The 12,257-nt window shown below is 40.6% G+C and carries 9 protein-coding genes; all 9 read right to left on the reverse strand.

All coding sequences use genetic code 11. From position 1 onward, the window contains the following. Positions 1-35: 35 nt before the first annotated feature. The 9 genes from IEE86_RS06790 to murG all read right to left on the reverse strand — a co-directional run bounded on the left by IEE86_RS06790 (position 36) and on the right by murG (position 12,063). Positions 36-4,352 carry a S8 family peptidase gene (locus tag IEE86_RS06790; RefSeq protein WP_191096540.1) on the reverse strand — a complete coding sequence of 1,439 codons (4,317 nt, stop codon included), beginning with the start codon at positions 4,350-4,352 and terminating at the stop codon, positions 36-38. 303 nt (positions 4,353-4,655) lie between these two features. Beyond that, on the reverse strand, positions 4,656-5,804 hold the full coding sequence (gene ftsZ / locus IEE86_RS06795) for a cell division protein FtsZ (RefSeq protein WP_034317972.1): 1,149 nt from the start codon (positions 5,802-5,804) through the stop codon (positions 4,656-4,658). 33 nt (positions 5,805-5,837) lie between these two features. After that, positions 5,838-7,160: a cell division protein FtsA gene (gene ftsA / locus IEE86_RS06800; protein ID WP_191096541.1), complete on the reverse strand. Its 1,323-nt coding sequence runs from the start codon at positions 7,158-7,160 to the stop codon at positions 5,838-5,840. A gap of 159 nt (positions 7,161-7,319) precedes the next feature. After that, positions 7,320-7,688, reverse strand: a complete 369-nt coding sequence (locus IEE86_RS06805) for a small basic family protein (RefSeq protein ID WP_191096542.1) — start codon at positions 7,686-7,688, stop codon at positions 7,320-7,322. Further along, positions 7,688-8,413 carry a DUF881 domain-containing protein gene (locus IEE86_RS06810; RefSeq protein ID WP_191096543.1) on the reverse strand — a complete coding sequence of 242 codons (726 nt, stop codon included), beginning with the start codon at positions 8,411-8,413 and terminating at the stop codon, positions 7,688-7,690. Before IEE86_RS06810 ends, IEE86_RS06805 begins: the two co-directional genes overlap by 1 nt. Positions 8,414-8,433: 20 nt before the next feature. Continuing rightward, a complete protein-coding gene (locus IEE86_RS06815; RefSeq protein ID WP_191096544.1) occupies positions 8,434-9,123 on the reverse strand; it encodes a DUF881 domain-containing protein in 690 nt (229 codons plus the stop codon). Then, entirely contained in the window at positions 9,120-9,899 is a 780-nt protein-coding gene (locus IEE86_RS06820; RefSeq protein ID WP_191096545.1) for a cell division protein FtsQ/DivIB, read from the reverse strand. The genes IEE86_RS06815 and IEE86_RS06820 overlap by 4 nt, the downstream gene beginning before the upstream one ends. Positions 9,900-10,025: 126 nt before the next feature. Beyond that, the gene (murB, locus tag IEE86_RS06825) at positions 10,026-10,937 is read right to left on the reverse strand and encodes a UDP-N-acetylmuramate dehydrogenase (RefSeq protein ID WP_191096546.1); all 912 of its coding nucleotides are present in this window, start codon (positions 10,935-10,937) and stop codon (positions 10,026-10,028) included. Positions 10,938-10,968: 31 nt separating this feature from the next. Beyond that, the gene (gene murG, locus IEE86_RS06830; RefSeq protein WP_191096547.1) at positions 10,969-12,063 is read right to left on the reverse strand and encodes an undecaprenyldiphospho-muramoylpentapeptide beta-N-acetylglucosaminyltransferase; all 1,095 of its coding nucleotides are present in this window, start codon (positions 12,061-12,063) and stop codon (positions 10,969-10,971) included. Positions 12,064-12,257: the final 194 nt, after the last annotated feature.

The following is a 12,257-nucleotide window of genomic DNA, read 5'->3' on the forward strand; positions in this document are numbered from 1 at the left end:
GACACGCTCCAAGGAGTCGTGTCTTTTGCTCAGGATTACTTCTCGTTGATGTTTAATGTGCCAGAAGCCTTTTGTCTTGTGATATTTCCGTAATCATCTCGAACAATCACTTCAATCTCTGCGCCTTTTGCTTTTGCGGTAGATGTAGCCGTCCAGTAGCCTTCATACGTTCCGCTCGATACTTCGCGAAGCGGCAGCTCTGTAGTATTTTGAAGCTTTGATCTCGCGTTTGTCAGCGGCATGTGAATGACAAATGTTGCATCTAGCTTTTCTCTACTGTGAAATGAAATGTTAACAGACTCCCCTGATGCCAGATGGACATTCTCTGCTGGAGTCAGCTTAGAAATCTCAGGCGCCTCGTATTGGACATCAATATTGACTTTTTTAGTTGTTTTGTTTCCTGCTGCATCTTTCGCTGTGACTTTGATCGTATTTTCCCCGTTCTCAAGCAGTATTCTTGCGGAATATTTCCCTTCTTTTATGGTTGCCTTTTTTCCATTTACAGTGACTTGATCAAGATGATCATCTGTGACCTTTCCTTCTACAGTGAGCGATTCTTTATTCGTCTTTTCTCCTTTTTTCGGTGTATCTATGGTGAGCGCTGGAGCTGTTTGATCAATGATCACCTTTACTGATTTGGATCGTTTTGTTGCGCCTTTATCCGTAACAGTCGCAGCTGTGAATACATGCTCTCCACTTGAAACAGTGATCTTTTCTTTAAATGTGCCCGACTGATCTGCTTTCACTTTGGCTATCTCTTCATCGTTTTGATAGATCGCCACATCAAGCCCAGGTGAGGCTTCGCCTTCAATCTCCAGTTCATCTTTGTTCGTTATCGTTCCTGCTTTTGGAGATGTAATTTCTGGCACATCTGCTTCATAGTGAACAAGCGCACGAATCATATAATTCCCCTCTTCTTTTGGAGAAGGCGAAAAGGCACCGCTCGTCAGTTGCCAGCTTCTTTCAGTGTTTGGCCCATCTTCATCTGTTGCAAGCCCCGGAGATTCCGTATTCTTTTTCGTTTGAATGTAGACGAGATAGAAATCTCCATCCACAGTGATGGCTTGATCTTCTAAATCTACTTTTGTCCATTCACCATTACGTAGCGCATTTGCTTTTAATGGTCCTGCCATTTTCTCACCTGGCGCTCCGTTTTTCCCAGAAGCGTCATACACTTCAACCGCAAATTCATTCCCGCCTGGAGCTGGCCACTCTGATGTCCAGAATCGGAATAGCCCCCCTGTGACCTGCGCTTGTTTCCTCCCCTTTTCTAGTGAAAACTTCACAGCCCAGCCATTGCCAGGATCATAAAAAGCCCGTGCATTTTCAGCTGTCCCGTCATCGTAGCCAATTTCCCCAGCAAAACCGATAAAAGGCTCAAGCTTGATTGCTTTTGCCAGCGGCTTTTCTGTGACATCCGCTGTAAAAGAATATCCTTTAAAGCCTTTCGCAAATACTTTGACTGTATAGACGCCGCTCAATGCCTCTAGAGAAAACTCACCGGATTCATCTGTTTTCACCGGCTCAATTTTCGCATCCTCTACAAGATAAACCGTAGCACCTTTTACCTTTTCACCTGTCGTCTCATTAACGATTGTGCCGGATATGGTCCGTTTTTCAAGTGGCTGTAAGGAGAAATTTGCTTCTGCCTTTTCATTTGAGGAAATGCTGACTTTTTGGGTGAGTGATTCAAAGCCATAGGCTTCCGCTTTCACTGTAAATTCTCCCGCTCCATGGGAAAGCTGATATTTTCCTGTCGCTTCATCAGTGTACGTTGATTTTCCGCTTTCAAGGACACTGATTTGCGCTTTCATAGGAAGGGCTTTGATGGAAGGAGCATCTAGACTTTTTTCATTTTTCATCTGCACATGTTTTTCTTTTACTTTAGCAGGTTTTGCACTTTTAGGATCGACGGATTTTTTATTGTGGCGGGCAGGCTTTTCTTTTTTGATGACGCCAAGTTGTTTCTTTGCTTTTTGAGGCAAGGCTTGATCTGTTATTTTCACGTCATCTAAATAAAAGCCGTCTTTTGTGACACTGCCATCTGTTCTCAGCTGAAAACTCACTCTCACCTTTTGACCTTTATAGGCAGATAAATCGATTTCACCTGCTGTCCATTCGTTTGTTTTACCTGTATAGGCAGCCACTTGTACAGCATCTTCACCCTCCGGCTGCACATGTACATGCACATAGTCATAATTTGCTTCAAGGTCATGCCAGTATTGATATTGCAAAAAGGAGGAGCCTGACTCTGGTACAGATACCATCGGCATTGATAAATTGGCATCTGTTTGATTTTCATAAGGACTGTCTAAGTTTGTGGCATAGACATGCTCTCCAGTAAAGGCTTCTTTCGGACCTGTAGACGGCTTCCCCCACTGCCAAGGATCTTTCGTTCCCCCACTGTACCATCCACTTGGCCATGCTTCAAAGTCTTGCATGTAGCCCGTGGTGACAGATGTTTTAACCGGTAGCGTGTACGGCTCTGATGCCGCTTCATTTCCCCCAAAATCTTTCACAATCCATCGATACGTGACGTTTTCACCCTCAAGTTCAGGAAGCTTGACAACATAGGTTCCTTTTAAGTGATTTCCATCCGTTCGACTTGCTTGCAGCGTCTCCCATTTCCCTTGATCCACTTGATAAGTCAAGGAGACATTCGTCACAGCTACTTCATCTTCCGCTGTGATGGTCAAAGGTGTTGGCGTGGAGGCAAAGATTTCATTCGGTCCTTTATGAGAAAAAACCGGTGGTTCTGTATCTTCTCCTTCTGTTGTCACCTGTCCTTCAATCGTGCCGATTCCATCTGTTAATGCCGTGATCGCCTCTATTGCATCAACTAAACCTGCCCCATAGCCATTGTTGGGTGATTCTGGGAATTTTTCATCTGTCAAAGGCTTCGCTGTATCAATGAGAATTTGCTCAATCGCTTCAACAGAAAGGTCTGATTGTACTTGCCGAAGAAGAGCAACAACCGCTGAAACATGCGGGCCTGCCATCGAAGTGCCATTCCAGCCATCCTCATATCCTTTCTGCGGGATTGAAGAGCGAATGTTTACCCCTGGGGCTGCAATATCTGGTTTCATGACACCATATGGAGATGGACCTTGCAGTGAGAAAGAACCTAATTTGTTATCTTGATCCGTTGCACCTGTCGCAAAGACTTCTGGATAGTTCGCAGGATTTGCAATCGATCCCTCACCACCAGGATTAAATAAATCGGTATTGCCAGCCGAAAACTCAGGGAAGATGTCTGCTGCTCTCCAAGCATTGACCACATCTTTATACCAATCATCTAGCCCAGGTCCACCGCCCCAAGAATTATTGACAACATCTGGTGCCTTTTCCGGATGCGGATTTCCGTTCTCATCCTTTGGTGCCAAAATCCACTCACCTGCATCTAGCAAGTCAGCATCTGTACCACCATCTTCTGAGAAAGCCTTCACCGCAATCCATTTTGCACCTGGTGCAACCCCGATTTGATTCGTTCCATCTGGCTCAGAGCCAACCATCGTTCCAGTCACATGTGTCCCGTGCTCTAAATCATCGTATGGTGCCTCAGATCCTGTCGTTGCATCATACCAATTAAATTCATGAGAAGGTTCATTCGGCCGTGCTGGATCAAATCCGCGGTATTTTTCTTTTAAAGCAGGGTGCTCCCATTCCACACCTGTATCAATGCTTGCCACAACGGTACCAGTACCGTCATAACCTAAAGCCCACGCTTCTGGGGCATGAACCTGAGAAATATTCCACTCGATTCCGTCTACTGCTTTGATTTGTTTTTTCTGCTTAGCACTCTTCAAATCAACCGGACGATGGATTTGACGGGTTTCATTTGGCAGCACTTGATCTACTTCCGGAAAGGAAGCCACCTTTTCCATGACCTCTTTCGTTCCCGTCACAGCTAGACCATTTACAATATAATACGAATGAATGTCCTTCACTTGCTTATTCTTTTGTTCTTTTTGTAAATACGCAAGTAGCGCTTGTTGCGTCTCTTCAGACGTTGCTCTTAGCTCAGATACAACAGCTGATCTTTTTGTGTACTGCGTTTTAGCAGCTGTTAGTTTTTGTTTTTTGGCTTTTGACACAGCTTTCTTCGCCACTTTTTGCGCATTTGTTTGTTCCTTCATTTTGACTAAAAAGGTCACCTTGTCTTTTTGCTCAAACTGCTTCATTAATCTAGATGAAATCTTTGCTTTTGTTGTCTTAGAGGAAACAGCTTCCTCCTGATATGAGGTAGAAGTCGATTTTGCCTGAACCATCCCAAAGCTTGTCATCGTTAAAGTACCAATCACCAATAGACTCATCAAACGATAGCCGGCGGTTTTTCGAAACTTCACTTTCAATCAAATCCCTCCTCCTCAAATGGTCAATCAACGTGTAACCCGCTCTTCTCTCCTTCCTTTTTGTTCATGACAAGATTCATGGTGTTCTATTTAATGTAGTCAAATAAAGTTCATCATTTTGTCGTTTTTTGTAACAGGAATCAAAAATGATTCTTTCGGCTTAATCTACATAAGACAAATTACGTATGGTAGATTAACGATTCTTACATGTTCGAGACTTTTCTGTTAGAAGAACAACAGTCCCTTTATCATTTAAGGCATTAAAAAATCCCCTTCCTATGGAAGGGGATGAGCCATGTTCAATTAGCGTTTGTTGCGATTACGTAAGAACGTTGGGATATCGAGTGTATCATCGCTTGATTGTTGTGTATTTTGTCTTGGCTGTGATGATGTTTGCTGATGTTCCTCGCGTTTTACTTCACGCTTTTGTGGAATGGATTGATTTTGTTTTAATCCTTGACCTAATGGATTTCTTTGTGATTTTGTCACCTCTGGCTCTTGCTCAATAAATCCAGTTGCGATTACTGTCACCACAATTTCATCCTTCAAGTTATCATTAATAACAGATCCGAAAATCATGTTTACATCTTCATCAGATGCTGATGCAACAATATCAGCGGCTTCTTGTACTTCATAAAGACTTAGGTTTGTACCACCCGTAATATTCATGATGACGCCTTGTGCACCGTCAATCGCCGTTTCAAGTAGTGGTGAAGAAATGGCTTTCTTCGCTGCTTCAGCGGCACGGTTTTCACCTGTTGCGACACCGATTCCCATAAGGGCTGAACCTTTATTAGACATGATTGTTTTCACGTCAGCAAAGTCAAGGTTAATCAAACCTGGTGTTGCAATTAAATCTGAAATTCCTTGAACACCTTGTCTTAGCACGTTATCCGCTGCACGGAATGCTTCAAGCATTGGCGTATTTTTATCAACAATTTCAAGCAAGCGATCGTTTGGAATCACGATTAATGTATCAACTGCTTCTTTCATAGAAGCAATTCCTTCAACTGCTTGAAGCTGACGCTTTCTTCCTTCAAATGTGAAAGGACGAGTGACGACACCAACTGTCAAAGCCCCAGAATCTTTTGCAATCTTTGCAATGACAGGTGCAGCACCAGTACCAGTTCCACCACCCATACCAGCTGTAACAAAGACCATGTCAGCGCCTTTTAATACTTCTTCAATTTGTTCTTTGCTTTCTTCAGCTGCCTTTTTACCGACTTCAGGATTCGCACCTGCTCCAAGCCCTCTTGTCAGCTTAGCACCGATTTGCATTTTTGTTTCTGCTTTTGATAGATTTAATGCTTGTGCATCTGTATTCACTGCAATAAAATCGACACCCTGTACGTCATTTTCGATCATTCGGTTGACAGCGTTATTTCCGCCTCCACCTACTCCGATTACTTTAATTGATGCTAGGCCGTCTATATTTGTTTCAAACTCCAACATGCTGAATCCTCCTAATCCGTCGAAAATCTAATTCTATTCCCAGAACATATTAAATAGTTTTTTCATTTTGCCCGGTTTTTTATTTGTCTCTTGTTGTGCTTTTTGTTTCACTTTCGGTCTTGGCTGTGCTTCTTTCACTTGTGATGTTGCAGAAACCGGCTCCATGGACGCGCCTACTTCATGAAACGCCTCATCCGGCATTTGGAATCCAACCTGTCTGCCCTGGATCTTTGCATTGCGGTAAGCAAAATGGATCAGACCCACTCCCGTCATATATTGAGGCTCTCTCACCCCAATATAATTAGGACTTGCAATTCTTACATTGTTTTGTAAGACCGTTTGTGCAAGAGAAAGAATACCAGGTATAGCTGCCTGTCCACCTGTTAGAACGAATCCGCCAGGCAAATCATGGACACCCATATTTCTTAATTCCTCTGCCACAAAGAGCAGAATTTCTTCCAAACGCGCTTCGATAATATTAGACGCTTCAAGTTGTGTATAAGTCTGTTTTTGATCGGTACCGATGACAGAAACTTCAAATGTTTCCTCAGGCGATGCCTCATCATAGAACGCATGTCCAAATTGTTTTTTGATTCGTTCAGCTTCTTCAGTGGAAGTTCTAAGTCCTATAGACAAATCTTTTGTAATGTTCTCTCCGCCCAAAGGGATACTGTGAGTAGAATAGAGATGCCCGTTTTCAAATACAGAAATCGTTGTAGATCCCCCGCCAATATCGACAAGAGCTACCCCTAGATTTTTTTCATCTTTCGATAACGCTGCTGAGCCCGATGCGAGTGGCTGCAAGCAAATATCCATAATTTCAATACCAGCTCGCTCTACACATCGAAGCCAGTTATGTAGAATCGTTTTAGAGCCTGTAATTAACGATCCATCCACTTCTAGCCGAACACCAAGCATTTTTTTCGGATCTGTGATCTCATCTCTTCCGTCGACAATAAATTGTCTTGGAATGACGTCTACGACGAGATGTTCTTGAGGAATAGATACTACCTGTGCAGCATCTAAAACACGTCTCACATCTTCAGCATGTATTTCTTTATTTTCACTAGATACTGCGACCACGCCGCTCGTATTCTGAATATGAATGTGGTTTCCGTTAATTCCGACAATCGCCTTTTGTAAAGGAAAACCTACCATTCTCTCAGCCTGTTCAAATGCTTGTCTAATAGAATGAACTGTCTCATCTATATCAACAATCGATCCTTTTTTTAACCCCTCAGAAGGGACATTTCCAACACCTATAATGTTAAGCGAATCATCCGCCATTTCTCCGACGATGACTTTTATATTGGATGTACCGATGTCAAGGCTGACGTAAATTTCATTGTTGTTCATTCTATGGCACCTCCTCACATATCAATACTTTCTATTCTATTATTTGCTGAACAACAATACAATGCATGTGTTTTTACAAGTGTGTAACAAAACTTAAAAAATCAACATTTTTTATTAGGATTACTGAAAATATTCGTTACATCATATGTATATCCTTTTTTATGACTCACTTTTTTTCTTTTTTTCTCTAGAAATTGTCCATTTTGTTAGTAGAATTCTTCGAATAACTGCTATATTTTGAAACAATCTAACTCCGAATGCAAACATTCCGACTAAATACAAGTCTACACCAAGATGGACGCCCAGAAAAGCTAAACTTATTGCGAGTATAATATTAAAGAAAAAGCCTGATACAAACACAAGTTCATCGTATGCCCCTTGCAGGTGTGCCCGGATTCCACCAATCAATGTATCAAGCGCAGCAAGTACAGCGAGGGAAAGATAGTTAGAATACTCACTCGGTATCGTAAAATTTGTTAAGAAACCGATGGCAACTCCTATGATTAAGCCAAGTACAGGAAGCCACATTAAGATTTTCCCTCCTTTACATCGTCTAGAGGCTTCAATTCGTTTATCTGAATTGTACCGTCATATGCTTTTAAATCAATCTTTTCCTTCGGCTGGCTAATACTCAAGCTGAAATTTTCTTGGGCGAACAAATCACCTATATCTGAGACATTTAAACGGCTGTATAATTTGTCTGCCTGCTGGCTAATCATCTTAATGGTCACTGTATCTCCATCTATGCTGTAGCCATCCATTTTCGTCGTCCCATTAATATCACGAATGACACTTGTATTAATCACCCGGTGGTCATTAATGGAAATATGTTTTGCTCCAAACATATTAGCTTCGTTGATTAACTTTTTCAGAAGATCAGGCGGGATATTTTTTACTTCTTCTCCGGTCAGATCCTTAGAAAAGAGCTGAGAAATTTCAATTTCAATCCCCTCGCCCGTTACCTCTGTAAAACCGGCCTTTTCTTTTAAATCTTTTAACGTTTTTGTTAATTGTGCTTCTTTTGATTGATTCCCTTGATGACCATATTTTTTCAGCATCTCATCATATTTATCAATTTCTTTCAGTAAATCCAATTCCTTACTTTTAGATGTAGATAAATCCTCTCTTAATTCCCACACATCGCGAGTATCACGAATTTTAGGTTTTTGTAAAGAGTTAAATTGGATAGCGACCATGATGCCAAATATCACCATCAAGACTGTCAAGCTAAGTAAAGGCTTCTTTTTCCTCAACACCATTCACCTTTTCACTTTTAATCTTTGTTTCGGAAAAGAGGATTCATACGAATCTCCTTTTTTTCAATCGTCATCGAAATGTGATCACTTGTCAGTTGATCAACTACTCCGCCTGCAATATTTAAAGCGGGTATTAACACAGCAGGATCCCCAATAGCAGAAATGACAAATGGCGCTGGATGCTGAACTCCGTCAACTGTAACGACTGGTCCGTTACAATGTATGTATGATTGGTGTGTAATTCTTTGTCCATTAATTGATACAGCAGATGCCCCTGATATAAATAGTTCGTTTATCACATGGAAAATATGGCTCTCATGCACAATGTAATTATTGACATTTTGTCCACTCGGGATATAAGATGCATCTTCAAGGGATACTTTTACCCCTTTTCCTTTCACACCGACTTCTCCTGTAAACATTCTGTATTTCTCAACATCTTCCAATACATTAAAATACTGCTCTTTTTCATTTTTCAAACTGGCTTCTGTTGCTTGAACCTTTGATTGAAGGCTATATAATTCTTTTTCAAGTTTCTGGTTTGCCTTTTCTTGTTTTGTCAGCTGACTTTTCAATGAGTATTCTTTTTTCCATTGCTCCGTTCGAATGACATCTGCCTGATGCTGCTTTGTGTATTGGTATGAAAAAGAAATCAGAAAACCAAGAACAAGCATTACAATTGAGAATATAACTGTTTTGCCTCTCAACGTTCATCTTCCTTTTTCTTAGATTTAAAAGCTTCAAAATACGTTGCGACTTCCATATGAATGGTGCCCTTCTCAGATGGCGAAAGTTCTTTTACAATGGCCGGATAGGTTTTCATTTTATCGGCGAATGTTTTAATTGACGCAATCACAGTGTTCCCGTCATTCATATAAAATTTAACGAGCCACTGGTTCGAACTTGTCGGCACATAGTATACTTCTGAGATGAGTTCCTGAATAGAGGCTGGGAGTTGATTTAAAGATTTGACTGTTTGCTTCAGCTTCTCTTTATTGTCCCAATCGACAAAAATAGGTCCTGCATGACTGGGCGTTACTTCATCTGGTAAAGCTGTCCCATTTTCAAGAAGCTCATAATATAGATTCCCCTTTTGAAGGTACGCAATATTTGCATATTCTTTGACTGCAATACTGACCTTATTTGGGAATTGTTTTTTAATATCGACACTTTTAATCAGTTTATTTTGTTTAATATGATCTACTGTTATGTCTTTATTTAAATTCCAAAACTCTGTCTCGCCTTCTTTAATTTGTGAAAGTTTAACAATCTGTTTTGTTGATACATGCTCGTTACCTGTGATGGTTAAAGAAGAAATTTTACTGATGGGTGTTTGCAAATAAATAATAATTAAAACCATGATAAAAAACAGCAGAATAAAAGAGATCAGTCTCCGATTCGCTTTCTGCTTTCTTTGTTCTTTAATTTTAGGAATTCGTTCTTCTATATTGACGATCTTTTCATTTTCATGATCAGGTCGCATATATACTCTTCACCTCATTCAAAGCTGCTGATACACACCTTTGGATCATCATTTTGATTAGAAAACAAACGGCATGAAAAATGCCGTTTGTTTTCCTGCGATGCCATCATTCATAAAAAATAGCTTTTAATTTGCTTCACCAATAATTTCTACTTCTGTATGCATATCTACATTGTAGTCTTCTTTAATTTTCTTTTGAATGTATTGAATTAAATCCAGCACATCTTGAGCAGTAGCGCCACCAGCATTGACAATAAAGTTTCCATGCATATCAGAAATTCTCGCCCCGCCAATTTGGTATCCTTTTAAATTCGCCTTTTCTACAAGCTGTCCTGCATATTCAGGCAACGGATTTCGAAAAATACTACCGGCACATGGTCGATTATAAGGTTGTGTTTCCTTACGATAATCTTTATTTTGCTGCATTTTCTTTGTGATTTTCTCGCGATCATCCTGTTTGAGCTTAAACACGGCTTCAAGGACAATGCCAGGCCGTTCCTTTTGAAGTACAGACGTTCGATAGCTAAAGTTCATTTGCTCATTTGTTAGCCACTCGATGCTTCCATCTTCAAATAAGATTCTAGCCTTCACAAGAATCTTACTGATATCAGATCCGTGTGCACCTGCGTTCATATAAACGGCGCCGCCAATAGACCCTGGAATACCAGCTGCGAATTCCAATCCTGAAAGGCCCTGCTTACTAAGAGACGTTGCGAGCCTGACAACAGAGTAGCCGCCGCCAACTGTAATTTCTTCATCATTTACAGTTAAATGATCAAGTCCAGCGCCTAACTTCAGGACGACACCACGTATTCCTTTATCAAGTACAAGTAAATTAGACCCTCTCCCAATGACCGTCCAATCCGCATGATGTTTTTTCACCTGATCCATGATCGTTTTGACTGCGTCGACATCTTTTGGAATGATCAATAGATCTGCTGGTCCGCCTATTTTCATTGTCGTATGATTTGCAAGCGGCTCATTTTCAAGTACTTTACCAACTTGCGCTTCTAATAATTCATTCTTCAAGTTCTCCATATTACCCTCCGCCTTACCTAATATCATTCAATCATGTAGTCGTAATTTCTTTTAACACATTATATAAACGTGTAGCCGCATCTGGTACTCCGAGTTCTTTTGTTAAACGGCTCATTTGGATTAGTTTCTCTTCATTACCGGCAATTTCATCAATTGCATGCAGCAAGCGGTCTCCTGAAAGCTCTGATTCTCTTAAAACGATCGCAGCATCATGCTTTTCAAGTGATCTAGCATTGATTTCCTGATGATTTGCCGTCACGTATGGGCTTGGAATGAAAACGGTTGGAATTCCAAGAGCTGTCACTTCAGCTATCGTTGTGGCTCCCGCCCTTGCAACAATTACATCAATCGATTTCAGATACTCCGGCATTTGATGCAAGAAAGGTTTTGTGATCATATTTGGTGCTGCACCTTTGTCGTTTAGTTCGTTCAGCACCTTTTCATAATGAACCTCACCAGTAATATATAAAATCTGGTAGTTTTTTGTCTTTAATTCATCTTGCATGTCAATGACTGCTCTATTGATCGGAGCTGCACCTCTGCTCCCACCAAAAATAAGAACCGTTTTTTTCTTTTCATCTAGACCAAACTCTTTAAGAGATTTCCCCTCTTTAATAGAGACGACTTCAGAGGCTCTTGGGTTTCCCGTAAAAACAACCTTTTCAGAAGGAAAATGCGCCTTTGCTTCTTCAAAGCAAATGGCTACCTTATTAACATATCTCGCAAGAAACTTATTTGTGATACCAGGCAGGCTGTTTTGTTCGTGAATGATGGTCGGAATTTTCAGCTTAGAAGCCGCATAAACGACAGGACCACACACATAACCGCCTGTTCCAATGACAGCATCAGGCTTAAATTCTCTTAAATAAGATTTGCTTTTTTGAACGCCCTTTAGAAATCTCATCACTGTTTTTACGTTATCAAAGGAAAGCTTTCTTTTAAAACCTGAAATCTCTATTGACTTGAAAGGAATATTTTCTCTTTCTACAATTTTCTTTTCAAGTCCATTTTCAGTACCAATATATAAAAATTCCACATCAGGATGTAGCTTTTTTACTTCTTTAATAAAGGCTAAGGCCGGATAAATATGTCCACCTGTTCCGCCTCCACTGATTACTATACGCATTATACCATTTCCCCTCATTTTTTTTCTGCTCTGAACAAAGTATAAACCCTGTTTTAAACAACAGGGCTCCGTTAAAACCTGTAAAGAAGAGTCAAAAATCACGTTTCCGAAACAAAAACTGTCATTTTCACTCTTCAAATCATTTTTTTGTACTTTTGCAAAATAAAAGTCGATATGGTTTCATGAACTAGCAG

It is taken from the genome of Bacillus crepusculi (assembly GCF_014764715.1).
Classification (GTDB): domain Bacteria; phylum Bacillota; class Bacilli; order Bacillales; family Bacillaceae; genus Bacillus.

Excerpts from the sequence above, each read along its gene's own strand:
- ftsA (WP_191096541.1), bottom strand. The coding sequence starts at position 7,160 with ATGAACAACAATGAAATTTACGTCAGCCTTGACATCGGTACATCCAAT.
- murG (WP_191096547.1), bottom strand. The coding sequence starts at position 12,063 with ATGCGTATAGTAATCAGTGGAGGCGGAACAGGTGGACATATTTATCCG.
- IEE86_RS06805 (WP_191096542.1), bottom strand. The coding sequence starts at position 7,688 with ATGTGGCTTCCTGTACTTGGCTTAATCATAGGAGTTGCCATCGGTTTC.
- murB (WP_191096546.1), bottom strand. The coding sequence starts at position 10,937 with ATGGAGAACTTGAAGAATGAATTATTAGAAGCGCAAGTTGGTAAAGTA.
- IEE86_RS06820 (WP_191096545.1), bottom strand. The coding sequence starts at position 9,899 with ATGCGACCTGATCATGAAAATGAAAAGATCGTCAATATAGAAGAACGA.
- ftsZ (WP_034317972.1), bottom strand. The coding sequence starts at position 5,804 with ATGTTGGAGTTTGAAACAAATATAGACGGCCTAGCATCAATTAAAGTA.